At 51.4% G+C, this 15,889-nt stretch carries 14 protein-coding genes; 12 read left to right on the top strand and 2 right to left on the bottom strand.

Going from position 1 to position 15,889, the window contains the following annotated elements; genetic code table 11:
- The first annotated feature begins 77 nt into the window (after nt 1–77).
- Both spoIVB and spo0A read left to right on the top strand, forming a co-directional pair.
- Complete coding sequence (gene spoIVB, locus AAFN83_RS03070; RefSeq protein WP_347766957.1) at nt 78–1,409, top strand: SpoIVB peptidase; 1,332 nt, start codon at nt 78–80, stop codon at nt 1,407–1,409.
- Nucleotides 1,410–1,668: 259 nt separating this feature from the next.
- Complete coding sequence (gene spo0A, locus AAFN83_RS03075) at nt 1,669–2,466, top strand: sporulation transcription factor Spo0A (RefSeq protein ID WP_347766959.1); 798 nt, start codon at nt 1,669–1,671, stop codon at nt 2,464–2,466.
- 83 nt (nt 2,467–2,549) lie between these two features.
- Here the strand turns inward: spo0A and AAFN83_RS03080 are convergent, their stop codons facing one another.
- A complete protein-coding gene (locus tag AAFN83_RS03080; protein ID WP_347766961.1) occupies nt 2,550–3,833 on the bottom strand; it encodes an outer membrane protein assembly factor BamB family protein in 1,284 nt (427 codons plus the stop codon).
- 396 nt (nt 3,834–4,229) lie between these two features.
- On the opposite strand from AAFN83_RS03080, the gene AAFN83_RS03085 reads away from it, so the two are divergent.
- Together AAFN83_RS03085 and AAFN83_RS03090 are read left to right on the top strand one after the other, a co-directional pair.
- Nucleotides 4,230–5,216 (top strand): UDP-N-acetylmuramate dehydrogenase, encoded by a 987-nt coding sequence (locus AAFN83_RS03085; protein WP_347766963.1) that lies wholly within the window; start codon nt 4,230–4,232, stop codon nt 5,214–5,216.
- 29 nt (nt 5,217–5,245) lie between these two features.
- The gene (locus AAFN83_RS03090; RefSeq protein WP_347766964.1) at nt 5,246–5,524 is read left to right on the top strand and encodes a HesB/YadR/YfhF family protein; all 279 of its coding nucleotides are present in this window, start codon (nt 5,246–5,248) and stop codon (nt 5,522–5,524) included.
- Between the two features lie 399 nt (nt 5,525–5,923).
- On the opposite strand, the gene AAFN83_RS03095 is transcribed toward AAFN83_RS03090, so the two are convergent.
- Entirely contained in the window at nt 5,924–6,088 is a 165-nt protein-coding gene (locus AAFN83_RS03095; RefSeq protein WP_347766966.1) for an aspartyl-phosphate phosphatase Spo0E family protein, read from the bottom strand.
- 267 nt (nt 6,089–6,355) lie between these two features.
- On the opposite strand from AAFN83_RS03095, the gene AAFN83_RS03100 reads away from it, so the two are divergent.
- From AAFN83_RS03100 to pfkB, 8 genes are all read left to right on the top strand, one after another.
- Nucleotides 6,356–7,810: a DNA-binding protein gene (locus AAFN83_RS03100; protein ID WP_347766968.1), complete on the top strand. Its 1,455-nt coding sequence runs from the start codon at nt 6,356–6,358 to the stop codon at nt 7,808–7,810.
- 238 nt (nt 7,811–8,048) lie between these two features.
- A complete protein-coding gene (locus AAFN83_RS03105; protein WP_347766970.1) occupies nt 8,049–8,837 on the top strand; it encodes a DUF2785 domain-containing protein in 789 nt (262 codons plus the stop codon).
- 122 nt (nt 8,838–8,959) lie between these two features.
- On the top strand, nt 8,960–9,808 hold the full coding sequence (locus AAFN83_RS03110) for a DegV family protein (RefSeq protein ID WP_347766972.1): 849 nt from the start codon (nt 8,960–8,962) through the stop codon (nt 9,806–9,808).
- Nucleotides 9,809–9,931: 123 nt separating this feature from the next.
- Nucleotides 9,932–11,614 (top strand): spore germination protein, encoded by a 1,683-nt coding sequence (locus AAFN83_RS03115; protein ID WP_347766974.1) that lies wholly within the window; start codon nt 9,932–9,934, stop codon nt 11,612–11,614.
- 20 nt (nt 11,615–11,634) lie between these two features.
- The gene (locus tag AAFN83_RS03120) at nt 11,635–12,732 is read left to right on the top strand and encodes a GerAB/ArcD/ProY family transporter (RefSeq protein ID WP_347766976.1); all 1,098 of its coding nucleotides are present in this window, start codon (nt 11,635–11,637) and stop codon (nt 12,730–12,732) included.
- A complete protein-coding gene (locus AAFN83_RS03125) occupies nt 12,725–13,936 on the top strand; it encodes a Ger(x)C family spore germination protein (protein WP_347766978.1) in 1,212 nt (403 codons plus the stop codon). The genes AAFN83_RS03120 and AAFN83_RS03125 overlap by 8 nt, the downstream gene beginning before the upstream one ends.
- Nucleotides 13,937–14,140: 204 nt before the next feature.
- Nucleotides 14,141–14,980: a DeoR/GlpR family DNA-binding transcription regulator gene (locus AAFN83_RS03130; protein WP_347766980.1), complete on the top strand. Its 840-nt coding sequence runs from the start codon at nt 14,141–14,143 to the stop codon at nt 14,978–14,980.
- Nucleotides 14,928–15,881, top strand: a complete 954-nt coding sequence (gene pfkB, locus AAFN83_RS03135; RefSeq protein ID WP_347766982.1) for a 1-phosphofructokinase — start codon at nt 14,928–14,930, stop codon at nt 15,879–15,881. Before AAFN83_RS03130 ends, pfkB begins: the two co-directional genes overlap by 53 nt.
- Nucleotides 15,882–15,889: the final 8 nt, after the last annotated feature.

The following is a 15,889-nucleotide window of genomic DNA, read 5'->3' on the forward strand; positions in this document are numbered from 1 at the left end:
GCCGGGGTTACCTTATAGTTACGCTGATGACGAAATCCATCGCTCATCGGGCAGTAAAGATAAGGAGCGTGATCCGCTTGAACTCCGGCAATCGGTATCAATGGGTGGGTATCATCCTCTCCCTGGCGATCATCCTCTTGGGATTCTCCGCGCCTCTCCAAAGCTTGAGCACCATGCCGTCCCATTACCGCATGTTTAGCGGACAGGTAACCCGGCTCCCCCTCTCCATGCCGGTGCTGGCTCAAGTCTCCGTCGATCATCCAGACGTTCTTCAAGTCAACGGCCTCCATCAATATTTTTCCCAAGTTAGCTTAAAAGAACCCATTCAAGTCGCCTCTGCCAAAGCCGGTCACACGGATCTTCGGTTCAAGGTAGGAAAAATTCCTCTGCGTACCGTGCATGTCCAGGTCATCCCGGAGGTTAAGGTAATTCCCGGGGGGCAGACCATTGGCGTGAAGCTGAAGTCGGCCGGTATCCTCATCGTCGGCCATCATCAAATCACTGTTGCAGGCAACCAAAAGGTTTCACCTGGGGAAGAAGCCAAGCTTCAACTCGGGGACATGATCATCAGCATGAATGGCGTCCCCATTCAGGAAGTGGAAAAGGTCGGGCGTTACACCGAGGAAGCCGGAAAAAGCGGCAAGCCGCTAAACCTCGTTGTCATTCGACGCGGGGAGAAGCTGAACATCAAGCTCAAACCGGCTTATGACATTCTGGACCGATCTTATCGGCTGGGGCTCTATATCCGCGATTCGGCGGCCGGTGTCGGAACCTTGACGTTCTTCGCTCCGGACCGTCAAACGTATGGGGCGTTAGGCCACGTGATCACGGACATGGACACCCAGATGCCGATTGCCGTCGGCGGAGGGGAGATCGTTCATTCCAACGTGACGTCGATCGCCAAAAGCCAAAATGGCGACCCCGGCGAGAAGATCGCGCACTTTTACCGAGAAGGGAAGACGCTTGGCAACATCGAGAAGAATACGTCCTTCGGGATCTTCGGCAAAATGGAGGACGTTCCCGATCATGGTGTTCAGGAGCAGGCGATCCCCGTTGCCTTCGCCCACGAAGTAAAACCAGGGCCCGCGCAAATTTACACCGTGGTCAGCGGACAGAAGGTCGAGAAGTTTGACATCGAGATTACGCACGTCTCCCGGCAAGACTTTCCCGCGACAAAAGGGCTTGTCCTCAAGATAACGGACAAACGGCTATTGGAGCGAACCGGCGGGATCGTGCAAGGGATGAGCGGCAGTCCCATTATACAAAATGGCAAGATGGTCGGCGCAGTCACCCACGTGTTCGTCAACAATCCGGCCAATGGCTATGGCTGCTTCATCGAATGGATGCTGCGTGATGCGGGTCTCATGGAGGAAGCGTCTGCAGGCCAGAGCCAGCGTACCGCGAGTTAGAACAGGAGGATCGCTCCCGACATCGGTCGGTTCCCGCAAAGGGGCCAGGCGATTCGGGGGCTTTTGCACAAACAGGATGAAACCAAGGGGAAGCAGAGAAGATGGTGTCGATCGAAGTCGGAAATAAGATAAAATTATTAAGTATACTCAATTTTTCAAAAAAATGAAATAAAAAAATGTTTCGACAGAAGGAATCTGCTTTGCCGTGTCGAATACATATCCTGGAAGGGGCGAAAAGAGGAAAGAGGAGGATATTAACTTGCAAAAGATCGAAGTGGTTTTGGCAGATGACAACCGGGAATTTACAAACTTATTATCGGAATTCATCAGCGATCAGGAAGATATGTCTGTTGTGGGGGTAGCCTATAACGGGAATGAAGTCATTCGCTTCATGGAACAAGCGAAGAAAGTTCCCGATGTACTCATTCTGGACATCATCATGCCGCATCTGGATGGCTTGGGCGTATTGGAGCAGCTTCGGGAAATGAACCTGCAGCCGCAACCCAAGGTCATCATGCTGACGGCGTTTGGCCAAGAGAACATCACCCAGAAGGCTGTTCAACTCGGAGCATCTTATTACATCCTGAAGCCGTTCGACATGGACGTGCTGACAAACCGGATTCGTCAACTCGCAGGTACCGCCCCAACATCGGTGTCCCATTCGATCTCCTCCAAGACCAACGTCGTTCCGATGAACAAGGGCAAGAACCTGGATGCGAACATCACCAGCATCATTCATGAGATCGGTGTTCCTGCCCATATCAAGGGCTACCAATACCTCCGGGAAGCCATCACAATGGTGTACAACAACATCGAAATCCTGGGTGCGATCACGAAGACGCTGTACCCTGCGATTGCCGAAAAATACAAAACGACGCCTTCCCGCGTGGAACGCGCCATTCGCCATGCAATCGAGGTCGCCTGGACGCGCGGCAATATCGACAGCATCAGCTTTATCTTCGGCTACACGATCAATATCAGCAAGTCGAAACCAACCAACAGCGAATTCATCGCGATGGTCGCCGACAAGCTGCGGATTGAGCATAAGGTGAGCTGAAGCCTTACAGGCAAGGTTTGAACGTGTCATGGCTATTAGCGCCATTCCTCCGGGAATGGCGCTTTCTCATTTCCGTAATCCAGTTATAGATCATATCGACGAAGCTCATAGGAGTTCCAGTACAAAACATAAGGCTGACTGCCTTGCTGAAGATACAGAGGCTTCAGTTGCGCGGTGATGGTATCGCGCTTCGAAAAAACATTCAAATCCACAGGAAGGGGTACGGGCTTCAAGGTTACCGGGTCCAGCAAGCGATAGCCTGTATTCTTGTAATTGGAATTGTACTCGCCTAGGAACAGGTAGGGATCCGCCATATAATCCCTTCCTTCGTAGTAGCTCTTGTTCATAACCGCCAGCACTTGAGAAGAGAAGCTTGCGGTTGTCTTACCAGTGGCGGGGTCGATTGCCGTCAGTTGACGGTCTCGGCCGTCCGCGTTCGTGTTCGTGTAGACGAAAGAATTCCCGAATCGGTATAGGTTGCTGCCTGCATCGGCTTGAAGGGTCCATCTGGTTTTTCCGGTATTGTGGATCCCAACCAATCTCGTCGCAACACTGGCGCCTTTCTCGATGGTTCTCACTTCAGCAACAGCCGAACCATCGCTTAAGAAGCGAGGGCTGTAGCGCTCATTTGTCTTTTTGGATATTCTCCACAGCTTGTCGCCTTTCAAGTTATAAACCTCAACATAGGAGGCTTGGTGTACCACCACATGATTGTCGATGATCTCCATGTCATGCGTTACACTAAAGGTTCCTTTGGGTGCCTGTTGAAATCCCTTTCCTACAGGCTTCTGCCAAATCACCTTGCCTTGCGCGTTATACTGAACCAGACGGATCGTTCCATCCTTTTCGGCTCTAGCGGCATAGAGGATGCCTCCGTTCAGGTAAGTTATGCGGAAAGCATTGAAGTTCTTGATGGCGCCGGTCATTCGATATTCCGCTTTCGGTTTACCGTCTGTACCAATCCGTTGGACCGTGATGTCGTTCTCGGTATGATATTCCATGAAGACATTCCCGTCCGGGGTGGCGCGAAATAGATTGCCCGGAGAAACGACGTTATAACTGATATCTTTAAGGGCAACCCGATAAACCCAGTTCACCTTTCCGCTCGCGGAGATGGAGATAAGGCTGCTAAAGGCTGAGCCGTTCACGGGCCTCGACATGAAGTAGCTTGTCCCGTCCTTTGCAAGCTGTGGATCGGAGTAGCCGTACTTTTGAATTCCATTGATTTTGTCCAGGTTCACGGTCCATTTCAATACTTGCTTGGAAGCTTCAGCGGCTTTCGTTTCTTCTGCATGGAGGGAGCTTGCCGAGTGGCCAAGCAGAGTCAGGCAAAGGGTGGAAACCAATACCTTGTGGATGAGTTTCATTTTTGATTCACCTCATTATCGTCAGTTCCGTTCAACGTCATTCCCATACATAGCACACGACATCAGGAGAGGGCAAGGTAAGATAAGGAAATCTGGCGGAAAAGTAATCCTATCTGACGGCTAGCAGTGTTCCGTAGACAATGTGGTATTCGACCGTCATCGGCAATAGAATCTACGCCAATACCCTCTATTTCACGGGTCAAACGAGGAATTAATCAAACGCTTCCTTGCCTAACGAATAAAGGAAGAGCCCAAAAGACGTCCTGGCTGACAGGAACGTCTTTTTTGTATGGTAATTTTGCCCCGCCGGCTTGCTGGACTTGGATAATTTCGTTCAATTGGATAAGATGATAATGTAGATGGAAGGATGAAAGGGAATCATGGAGGGAATGGAAGATGTTTAAACAAGAGTTGCTTGCCCGGCACTGCTCCTATCAAATAGGCGGAACGGCTCACTATTTTTCAGCACCACCTTCGCAAGATGAATTAATCGCCGTATTGCAAGCGTGCAAATCACATGGTCAGGCCTATACGATATTCGGAATGGGCTCAAACCTGCTTTTTCCCGATCGTCCTCGCGAAGACCATGTATACATCTCGTTAAAAAGGCTTGCTTATTGGGAAAACCGCGCAGCTTCCTGGTTTGTTTCCGCGGGGGTCCCCATGTCCATGCTGGCCCTTGTCGGCCTTCATTCTCGTATTCCCGACTTTGAGAGAACCTATCTGCTGCCAGGGAGTTTGGGTGCAGGGATTTATATGAATGCCAAGTTTGAGCAGTTCCAAATCAGCGATGTGATAAAACGTGTTTGCTTCCTCGATTTGGACCAGGATCAGTTGATCCCCCAATGGATCGAGGTCTGCGACTGTCAGTACGGCTATAAAAAGTCCATTTTTCAAGAGCACAACTGGCTCATTCTTGGAGCGGAACTGACGGTAACCCCTGCCGGAGAGAAAGAGCATGATTTGCAAATGGCGTTAAATCGGTGGCTGGATCTACCGGATTCAGCAAATCTGAAGACCTTTTACGATTTCTTTTCGCAAGAAGTGAAAGGGCTTGAGGATAAAGGGACCCCTATTCCCGATACGCTGAATCGAATTGAACAATATCGCAACGGCAAGTATCATTTCTCTTATCCGTCCTGTGGTTCCGTATTCAAGAACAATTACGATTATGGTACGCCCATTGGGGCCTTGGTGGAGCAGCTCAATCTGAAAGGACTTACCCACGGAGGAGCGATGATTTCACCGCATCATGGCAATATCATTGTGAACAGCAACCAGGCAAGCGCTCAGGATATCGCTTCTTTGTTAACCGTTATCATAGACGAAATCCATCGGAACTTTGGTTTTGTTCCAGAGCCGGAAGTCGTCATTCTTAATTAGCACTAATAAAGAGAAAGAGGGGAATCCAAATGAAACTTACGATCTCGGATGCCGCAATCCAAACCTTTCAAGAGGAATGGGGATTCCAGGATGGCCAACAGGTACGAATTTATGCAAAGTATGCGGGAGGCGGCAGCGACGCATTTTCAGCAGGGATTAACATGACGGCCACTCCGATTGATCCTGCCTTTGTCGAATCCATCGGCGGGTATCACTTTTTTGTGGAAAAGAGTGATGAGTGGATCGTGAAAGATAAGCAGGTTAAGATCGACAGCAACCAGGAAGGGATCTTCTTAAGAAGTGAATGAGGGTAGAGATGGAACCAAATCCAATTCTTAAATTCCATAGAAAATAAATACCACTTGATCATTGGTTCCCAAAACCAAATGACAAGTGGTATTTTTTAGACATGCCATAGACTGATCTCAACAAGCAGTGTCTCAATGTCTTCCCTACAGTGTTTGTTTTCAGAATACACTCTTCTATCCCTAAAGACATGAGCAAGGAGCTTCTGATTTAATAAAGAGAGGCAGAGAGAGTAGATCCGCTAGGATCAGAGGATGATACTCCGCCTTACATTCGTTTATTAATTCAAGAACATCTTCCTTCAATCCATTCACTCCCAGCTTACTGTCCATGGATAAGTCGCATGATAGCTTAGGAGATCCTTCCTGAAAGCGGAGATGAGAGGACAAGAGAAGCAACCGTCACGGTTCTCGCTCCAGGGGTATCTTGGGCTCCAGCCGCCGTGTAAACCCATTCAGCAGCCGGTCCAGCTCTCTTGATTTCTTGAGCACGCGGGGATCGGATATCCCATACTTCTGTGCCAGCTCATGCATTTCTTTTCGTTTCTCTTCTATGCTACCATCCATCGTCTTCGTAAACCTCTTTTTTTCTTTTCTCTTCCTCATTTTAGTTGTAGTTACCAAAAAGAGAGAAAAAGAATCTTTACATGTAAATAGGTGCTTTCCTTGCGAGGAGGGTGCCTTTTTGTCATAGAAAACTAGAAATAGAGATTTATGAATATTATTCTTGATGTTTTAATGATTTTGGTATACACTTTTGATACGGGAAGTACCAATTATATGAAAATTATGATAATGATAGGGTAAAGTGTTCGCAGAGGTGAAAAAAAAGACATGCTCCATCCGATGCATTTCGAGAAACGCGATCTCTATCAGGAGATAAAGAAGGAAATAGAAGCGCAGGGCTATACGCTTTCCAGCCTATCTCAAAAAATGTCGGTTAACCGCGGCCTGCTAAGCGGAAGCCTTAACCGTCTATCGAAGCCGATCCCCATTTCGTTAATGGACCGGCTAGCTCTTGCGCTCGATCATCCTGAAGGATGGCTGTACCCGGAGTACATCGAAGAATGCTTCCAGGAGGGGAAGGCTCATTGGCGACGGATCAAGGCTCTCCTGCTTCGCTGCCTGGATCTGAAGAAGCATGATTTGGTCAATACCATCCTGGATCGGCTTATGGAGGAGCCCCAACACCTCGCAGCGGTGTTTAAAATGGCGGAGGAGCTGTTTCTGGAGGGACGAAGAACAGATTCGATTCCGTTTTATCGATGTGTGATTGAGAATGAGATCAAGCAGCACTCGGAACGCTTTGCGATCAGCCACTACCGCTGGTTCCGGGCCGAGATCAGCAAGAAGCTGGATGTGGAGGGTTATCAGGAAGCGGTAATGCGTTTTGCTCCCTTTCGAAGGCGGCTGCCGGAGCCTTACCAGTTGGACGGATTGCTGCATCTGGCCAATGCTTGCTTCCTCCTTCACAAATGGGATGAGGTGAGGGACTTGGCTGCGGAGATGCTGTCTCTCGTTAAATTAATCTTAAATCGAAATAAAAACCGCAAAAGAAAGGAAAATAAGACAGAGTATTCCATAGAAAGACATTTAGTGGTATATTATGGACATAGCTACTTGTTATGCGGCAACACCCTCGAGAAGCAAGGCAAGTTTGAGCAGGCGCTAGAGTACGTGTCCGCCTATCAGGATTTAAGCTGGTTTGATGATCTCGATGATAGCGGCCGGGAAGACGTGAGACGCTTTTCCATCTTTGCCGATGCCAATCGACTCAACTTGTACATCCTCATGGGGAAATTCGAGTACCTGTCGGAGTATCTAGCGTTTCTGGATCGTCATCCCGAGGAGAAGCTGCCGGGGCTGCTCACGTTACTGGAATCCTCGCTCTATCATCAAGAGAATATCGATACCATCCTGCCGTACTTTCAACAGGATATTACGGAGCTGGTAACCCGAATGGATGAGGACGAGGGCCGCACTTATTACGCTCCTTCGTTTCATCGGAACCATTGCACGCAGCTTCTGTATGGACTGGCGATCTACAGCATCACCCGAGGACGTCTGGAAGAGGGAATCGATTACTTGCTATTGGCCCTGCAGCAATGCTTTTCCTCAAACAACAAGCATCTTGCCATCGTATGTGCGGCCTGGTTTGAAAAATGCAGAGACCAAGTGAGCAGAAACCAGGTCGAACGATATGAAACCATAATGGAGGGGGTGATTCAAAATGAAAAAATGGATGTCGGCTTTGTTGCTGGTCCTCGTTATCAGCGCTTCGACTACTAGCGTTCTTGTGAAGGAGCAAGTGCCTTCCGGAATCGCAAGCCTTAATTCGCATGGAGAAGGAACCTAATGATTGATCAAGAAGTGGACTCCCCCACCTTTATCCGGTTTTAAGCCGAATAGAGGGAGGGGGAGCTTTTTTTATATAGAAAAGCAGCTCTACAAATGGAAAAGCAAATGGTATTTTAATAGAGTGCGAGCAGCGTGAGAGAATTTTCCTTCAAGATAAGGAGTGGATCAATTGAACGAGACAGAGGTTCACCAACAGGGATGGGAGCAAGTCAAGCAAAAGGTAAGCGAGCTGGGAGCGACCGATTCGGATACACGGGAAGGGGCCTATTCCTTTCTGTCCTCGTGGGTGATGCAGGAGGATGAACGGGGCAAGCCTCAGTTGGATGAACTCTTGCAAGAATCACTGTCGGGTCGGGGGCTGTTCCTCGGGATCGGAGAGAAGGAGGGCGATCACGTCTTCAAGCGTACATTCAGCTCCTTGCTGATTGCCTTGCTCCTTGCGCGCGATAACCGTGAATCCTATTTATCGAGAGATCGCTTTCAAAATACATTGCAAGCTCTCGTCCATTATTGTCAGCAGGAAAACGACTTTCGCGGATATGTAGAGGGCAAAGGATGGGCGCACTCCGCTGCGCATGTGGCGGATGCCCTCGACGAATGCGCGTTGAGCCGTCATGCAGGCGGCGAGGAGTGTGCCGAGATCTGGGTGGGGATGCGTGCTCTCCTCGAAAGGCCGGAGGAAGTCTACCAGCGGGAAGAGGACGAGCGGCTTGCTACGATCATTGTCTCGATGCTGGAGAAGGAGAAGGTATCCTTTGACACGGTTTGCGAATGGTTGAAGCAGATGGAGCCGGCGCAATCCAGGAGCTTGGAAAGCTATACCCGGAACACGAACCGTAAGCATTTTTTGCGCTGTTTGTTCATAAGGCTTTATGACGCAGCGCTTGATTCGGGTGGATCGGAATGGAAGCTGAATCAGCTGCTTGAGCTGGAAAAATCTTTTAATCGCTTTCGATAATAGGGCGCTTGCCCTTTCGTACAGGGTGAGAGTTTCCCTTCCGTACAATTTCTTTTTTGGCTGGAATGGGTTACGATAAGGGAAGCCAGGCAGCGAGCTTTGGCAAAAAAGGAGATTGATGAATGGCCGTACGAATTGTTACCGACGGAAGTGCAGATTTGCCTCAGGCGATAATGGAAGAATTTGATATCATCCAAGTTCCTTTATTCGTATGCTTCAAGCACGAGCAATTCCCTTCTACGATGGATCGGCAAGTCTTTTACGAGAAAATGAAAACCGAGAAGGAGCTCCCGAAGACGAGCAGTCCTTCTCCGCATGCCTTCTATGAGCAGTTTCAGACAGTGGACGAAGCCGATGATATCATCTGCATCTCCTTGTCTTCTGCGCTCAGTGCAACTTACCAGCATGCGGTCATGGGAAAGCAGCTTGTGGAGGAGGAGAGCTCGGGTAGAGAACGCATTCATGTGATCGACAGCAAGAACGCTTCTCTCGGTCTCGGTTTATTGGTGTACCAGGCCGCTCGTCTTGCCAAGCAGGGAAGCTCCCTGCAGGAGCTGCTCCAGTACATCGGCAAAAGCATTCCGGAGGTGAAGAACTACTTCGTACTGGATACGCTAATGAATGTCGTCAAGGGGGGGCGCCTGGACCATGTCCGCGGAGCGATCGCCTCTGTTCTTAATATCAAGCTGATCATGAAAGCGAGTGCGGAAGGCAGTCTCGAAGTCGTGGAGAAGGTGCGCGGCTCGCAGAACGCGATCCTGAAGATGATCGACCGGATCGGGGAGACGGTCAAGAACGCAGAAAAGACGGTGCTTGGCATCGCCCACAGCAACTGCGAGCAGAAGGCCAAGGAAGTCATGCGAACGATCCTGTCCAAGTACCCCTTCAAGGATATCATCTTCTCGGAGATGGGACCGGTCATCGGAACCTATGCAGGTGAGGGAGCCATACTCGTGGCCTGCATGGATTAGTACGAAAGAGAACAAACCTAAACCGTCCGTTTTATCGTTTCTTTTTGAAGCGATGAAGCGGGCGGTATTTTTTTGGATGGAACATGAAAATACTAAGGAAACCTTATCCATTTGGAGGCCTTCATGCAGAGTTCCTTATTCCTCACTCCCTTAAAGCTGAGCATGTTTATTCAGGCGGGGTGGATCACCCTCGTTCCTCTTCTGATCATGCTCACGGTGCGAAAACTGCGCAGCTACGAAAAGGGTACCGCTGGGATGAGCCGCACGGGGCCGCTTGAGGCCGATCCAATCGAGGACAGCGGTGCGGCGCCATCTCAAGAGCAAGGCCTCCTGAATGACGCTCCGGGGGAGTATCGAGGATTCCTGCAGCAATTCCGAGATGCGTCTCAAGATATGGCGGATGTGAATGAGCATTCTCTATATTTGAAAAACTTGAAAGCTCCCGCAACCTTGTTCTTTTTGAACGGATTGACGGATAAGCCCAGCCTGGACCAGTTTGTCATGCGGCCTTTACTGGAGTGGGCCAACCAAACGGAAGGGGAGAACCTCCCAACAGGGGGAGACTTGAGAACGCTGCTGATGGAGCAGGTGCTGCTCGTTTCCGAAATGGAGGCTGTCCCCGATGTGGAGACCGCATTGACGAGTGTGCTGTTTGGATCCACCGTTCTTTTACTGGAAGGGCTGCCCGGGGTGCTGATTTTGGGCTCGTCGAGAGGCAACACCCGTTCGATAGAGGATCCGATCTCCGAATCGATCCTGCGCGGTCCGCGAATTGGCTTTACGGAAGCGCTCAGCGACAATACCGCTATGCTGCGAAGGCAGGGGAAAAGCAAGCATTTGGCGATGGTATCCTTCCGGGTGGGAACCAAGGTTGAGAAAACCTTGATCGTGGCGTACTTCAAAGACATTGCCGACCCCGAGCTGGTGGAAGAGGTCAAGCGGCGTGTTCAAGCCATTGAGATGGACGAAGTATTGGAGACGGGGTATGTCGAGCAATGGATCGAGGACGACTTCCTCAGTCCTTTTCCGCAGGTTCAAAATACCGAACGGCCCGATCGAGTCATCGCAGCCTTGCTGGAAGGAAGAGTCGCCCTCCTGCTGGATGGTTCTCCATTTGCGCTGTTGGTGCCGGTTACCTTTTCCATGATGCTGCAATCGCCGGAGGACTACTACGAACGATGGCTGCCCAGCTCGTTCATCCGCATGCTGCGATTTGTCGCGACCTGGATCTCCTTGTTTGCTCCTGCACTCTATATCGCGTTCATCTCCTTTCACCCGGGGCTGTTTCCGACGAAGCTGGTGCTGTCGATCGTCAGTACTCGAAAAGGAGTCCCCTTCACAACCCTGATCGAGGTGCTGATCCTGGAGGTGTCCATTGAGATTTTACGAGAAGCAGGCCTGCGGCTGCCGAAGCCGATCGGTCCTGCGATGGGAATTGTCGGCGGGTTGATCATCGGCCAAGCAGCGGTTAACGCGGGAATTGTCAGTCCGATTCTGGTCATCATCGTCTCGGCCACCGCCATCTCGTCCTTCGTAGCGCCGATCTATAGCGCAGGAATCGTCATGAGGATGCTCCGGTTCCCTGCCATGTTCTCGGCTGCCCTGTTCGGTCTGTATGGATTGATCATGTTCTTCCTCCTGCTGTGCATTCACATGACGAGGCTTCGAAGCTTTGGTGTCCCTTATACGCAGATGCTGGCGCCGAAGAGCTATGGGGATTGGAAGGACTTCTTCCTGCGAGCTCCCCTGCGCTTCATGAGAAATCGACCAGCTGTGTTTCGGAGCCAATCGAGGAAACGGAAATAAGAACTGGAAGGAGCGATGTCATGGAACTGGATAAGAAAAACGAACGATTGACGACGGGACAAGCCCTTTTCCTGTTCATTGGCTCCATGATGGGCTCGGAGCTGATGACGCTTCCTCGGGAGGTTGCTCAAACGGGGAAGGTGCCGGATGTTTGGATATCGATCATCATCAGCGGGTTGTTTTACGCATTCATCTCGTGGATCATGGTCAAGCTGGCGGAGTGCTATCCGCAGCAGACGTTCTATGAGTTCATTCAAAGGCTGATCGGGTCGTGGGCAGGGAAGGCAATCGGACTGCTTCTTGTGATCTACTTTCTCGTTTTTGCCGGATTTGAGCTGCGCTCCGTGAACGAGGTAACCTCCTTCCTCCTGCTGGAAGGGACGCCTACCTGGGCGATATCCAGCGTTTTCTTATGGCTGTCTCTCTATATGTGTGCCGGTGGTCTATTTGCCATCGGTAAGATGTGTCAAGTGGTCGTTCCCATCTTTCTCTGCGCCTTGACGGTCATTTGCTTGATCGGCCTCTTCCTGTTCGATTCGAATTATCTCCGGCCTGTTCTGTCGGAAGGAGCCATGCCTGTTATCCGAACGTTACGAACGACGCTCTTTTCCTTTTCCGGGCACGAGTGCCTGCTGTTTATCCTCTATCAAATGGAGAAGCCCCGCGAAGGAAGGAAGGTCGTCGGATACGGGATTGGCATCACCCTGTTCTTTTACGTGGCTTCCGTAATCGTCAGCATTGGAGCTTTCTCAGTAAAAGGTGTGGTGACGAGAACCTGGCCGTTTGTGGATGTCATTCGAGGCGTCGAGCTGAGTTTTCTGTTTCTGGAGCGTCTTGAATCGCTCCTGCTGTCGATCTGGATCATGCAGGTTTTCATCACCTTCAGCATCTGCTATTATTTGGCCGCGCTTGGCGTATCCAAGGTATTACGTCTGCCGATAGCCGCCGCTCTGTTCATCCTTCTTCCCCTGGTTTTTCTCCTCTCTCTATTGCCCAAGGGCATCTCGGACTTGTTTGCCGTCGGTCAGTTGCTCGGGTTGGTGTCCTTCCTGTTCTTTTCCATTGCTTCTGTGCTGCTTCTCTTGATTGCTAAGGCGAGGAGTTGGAGGCATGGATGATGGAGGGAAGCGCAAGGGTTGGGTTTGCCTGTTTGTCATCGCGGGTATGGCTGGCTTGCTGACGGGCTGCTGGAGCGGAGCCGCGATTGAAGACCGGAATCTGGACATTGGCGTTGCCTTCGATCTGGTCGAGCCAGGCGGAGACGAAGTGAAGCAAAAACCGATTGGCAGCACCCCCGAGAAACCGATCATCCAGCGAACGGTGCAATTCGCCCTGCCTCAAAGCGGGGGCTCGTCCGGCGGCTCTGAATCGTCGGGTGCCCCTAAAACCTACTTCAACCTCGAGCAAACAGGGGAGTCCATTCTGGAAATCATTCGGGAGGTTAACCTGAGGGCCAATTCGTCCGCCGGCTTTCATCTGAAGAGCATCATCATTAGCTCCAAGCTGCTGGAGAAGTTCCCGATGCATGATTTGCTTGATTTCTTGCTGGCTGACAATGACGTGCGGCTTAGTCCGCAAGTCTTCATCAGCACAGGAAAGGCAGCCGATGCGCTGCGTACGACTACCGTACCGGATCAAATCCCTGCGATTAGCCTGCGCGATATTCTCAAAAATCGCAACAAGACAGCTCGGCTGGTCAAGCCGATGACACTGGCAAAAATCATCGGTCCTCTGCGCAACGAAAGCAGCTTTGTGCTGCCGAACGTGCTGACGGCCAACAAGCAAGTGAAGATCGCAGGAGCCGGGATTATTAAGGGAGGAAGCCAAACCTACGGCGGCTACCTCACCGAAAAAGAGGTCGAAGGGCTTCAGTGGCTGCGCGGAGAGGTGAAGGGAGGCATCGTCAAATGCAAGCCGAGCCCAGGCAATCAACCTATCCAATACGAGGTTTTATCGGCGAACAGCAAGATCAAGGCGATGCTTCGAAAGGGAAAACTGTCGTTCCGCGTCTCTATCACTACAAGCGGTCGGTTATCGGAAAGCTATCGCTCCGTTCAAGATAAAGGGAATCCTGGCCTTGTGCACGAAATCGAGAAGGAGACGGCGAAGGAGATTCAAGCCCTTGCGCAAGGAACGGTCGACCGAATGCATCATCTGCATGTAGAGGTCGCCGGATTTGGTAACGCATTGCGCCTGCAAAACACCAAAAAGTGGCGGGAGGTGAAGCCGCAGTGGGATGAGGAGTTCGGGAATATTCCCATTCGCATCGAGGCGAAGGTCCGACTCGTGGACCAGGGAGCATCGACGATGAGTGCTGAATAAAGGGGTGCATGACGATATAAGGCTAAGTAAGCTCATATCTGATTGTATTTGCTGATTTTTTGCTCATTTATTCTCGGAAAGCGCTTTACAAAAAAATGATGAGTACTTATAATCATAAATGAGCAAGACAAACACTTTATGTAAGCGAATACAGATATACATCATCACAAATGAGCAACAGCATAGTCGGGAGGGATTCACTCCATGCTATTTGAAGAAGAACGCAAGCAAGCAACAGCCGAGTATGTCATGCAGCAAGGACGGGCCTCGGTTCCGGAGCTCGCCCAGCATTTTCAAGTCTCGGAATCCACCATTCGAAGGGATTTGCGCGATCTGGAGGCACAGAAGCTGCTGCGGCGTACGCATGGGGGAGCCGTGGCTCTTAAGCAGCTGGAGGCGGTGGAGCCGACCTTCGTGGAGAAGGGGGACCGCTACCAGGATCAGAAGAAGGCCATCGCGCAGGCAGCACTGGCTATGGTGGAACCAGGGGACTCGTTGTTTTTGGATTCGGGAACGTCCACCTACGAGCTTGCCAAGCTATTGAAGGGCTTCTCGGGCACGCTTCGGGTGGCCACCAACTCGGTCATGGCAGCCTATGAGCTGTCGAACGAGGCCCATATCGAGCTCGTTCTTACCGGAGGGATGCTTCGCCCCGAGACGATGGCCATGGTCGGCCCCTTCGCCGAGAAAACCATTGGCGCTTTGCGGTTCGACAAGCTGTTTCTCGGAACGAACGGGTTTGATGCCGACAACGGGCTGACCACCCCGAATGTAATCGAGGCCGCAACGAAAGAGCGCATGATTGCATCGGCCAGGCAGGTCATATTGCTGGCGGATCACAGCAAATACGGCCACGTCAGCTTCGCCCGGTTCGGAAGTCTAGAGGATGTCACGACGGTCATTACAGATGGCAGCCTCTCTGGAGCCGCTCTGGCTGAACTGGAAGCCGTCGGGATTGAAGCCCGGCGGGTCGAATCAGGAGGAGATGAACATGAGACGAACGGGTCCCGTATTGACGGTTACGCTGAATCCGGCGATCGATAAAACCGTAACCTTGCCCGCTTTTGAATACGGCGGATTGAACCGGGTCCAGCAGATGCGGGTAGACGCCGGCGGCAAGGGCATCAATGTCGCGAAAGTATTGAATAGCTTTGGCATCCCCGTAGAAGCCTGGGGCTTCGCTGCCGGGCATCAGGGTAACGTCATCCGCGAAAAGCTGAATGCGGCGGGCATCCCATCCAAGCTTCTGGAAACACCAGGGGAGACGAGGGTGAACCTGAAGATCGTCGACGAATCCACCAAGGAAACCACCGAGCTAAACGAGCCGGGCGTTCCTGTGGATGAGGAAACCTTGCGGCGCTTTGAAAACGAATTCAAGCAGGCCGCTGAGCAAGCCTCTGTGGTGGTCCTGGGGGGGAGCCTCCCGCCGGGAGCCCCGCCTGATTACTACCGACGGCTGATCGAGCTCGCTAATGAGCAAGGGGCCGCCGTCATCCTCGATGCGGATGGAGAGGCACTAGCGGCCGGAGTCAAAGCAGTACCTTATGCCATCAAGCCCAACATCCATGAGCTGGAGCGGCTCGTCCAGCAAAAGCTGGACTCGACAGAAGCCATCATCCGCACAGCCCGAACCCTGATCGACCGGGGCATCACCTGCGTGCTGGTCTCCATGGGAGGAGAGGGCTCGCTCCTCATTACGGCAGAGCAAGCGATTGCCGCAAAGCCGTTCCCCATTACCCCGCAGAGTACGGTAGGGGCAGGAGATTCGATGGTAGCGGCATTGGTCTACGGTATTCTACAGGAGCTGGATGCGGAAGCAATCGCCCGCTGGACCTCGGCGGCGGGGACGGTGACAGCCTCAAAGCCGGGAACGCAAGTCTGTACCCTTGATGAAGTGAAAGAATCGTTGTCCAAAGTCCCGATCACTCATGAATTGACTAGCTAGAGCAAAAC

This window comes from Gorillibacterium sp. CAU 1737 (genome assembly GCF_039888655.1).
Taxonomy (GTDB): Bacteria; Bacillota; Bacilli; order Paenibacillales; family NBRC-103111; genus Gorillibacterium.

What these genes read in the sequence shown, in the direction of transcription:
- AAFN83_RS03080 (WP_347766961.1), bottom strand. Translation starts at nt 3,833, where the DNA reads ATGAAACTCATCCACAAGGTATTGGTTTCCACCCTTTGCCTGACTCTG.
- AAFN83_RS03085 (WP_347766963.1), top strand. Translation starts at nt 4,230, where the DNA reads ATGTTTAAACAAGAGTTGCTTGCCCGGCACTGCTCCTATCAAATAGGC.
- AAFN83_RS03090 (WP_347766964.1), top strand. Translation starts at nt 5,246, where the DNA reads ATGAAACTTACGATCTCGGATGCCGCAATCCAAACCTTTCAAGAGGAA.
- AAFN83_RS03095 (WP_347766966.1), bottom strand. Translation starts at nt 6,088, where the DNA reads ATGGATGGTAGCATAGAAGAGAAACGAAAAGAAATGCATGAGCTGGCA.
- AAFN83_RS03100 (WP_347766968.1), top strand. Translation starts at nt 6,356, where the DNA reads ATGCTCCATCCGATGCATTTCGAGAAACGCGATCTCTATCAGGAGATA.
- AAFN83_RS03110 (WP_347766972.1), top strand. Translation starts at nt 8,960, where the DNA reads ATGGCCGTACGAATTGTTACCGACGGAAGTGCAGATTTGCCTCAGGCG.
- AAFN83_RS03115 (WP_347766974.1), top strand. Translation starts at nt 9,932, where the DNA reads ATGCAGAGTTCCTTATTCCTCACTCCCTTAAAGCTGAGCATGTTTATT.
- AAFN83_RS03120 (WP_347766976.1), top strand. Translation starts at nt 11,635, where the DNA reads ATGGAACTGGATAAGAAAAACGAACGATTGACGACGGGACAAGCCCTT.
- AAFN83_RS03125 (WP_347766978.1), top strand. Translation starts at nt 12,725, where the DNA reads ATGGATGATGGAGGGAAGCGCAAGGGTTGGGTTTGCCTGTTTGTCATC.
- AAFN83_RS03130 (WP_347766980.1), top strand. Translation starts at nt 14,141, where the DNA reads ATGCTATTTGAAGAAGAACGCAAGCAAGCAACAGCCGAGTATGTCATG.
- pfkB (WP_347766982.1), top strand. Translation starts at nt 14,928, where the DNA reads ATGAGACGAACGGGTCCCGTATTGACGGTTACGCTGAATCCGGCGATC.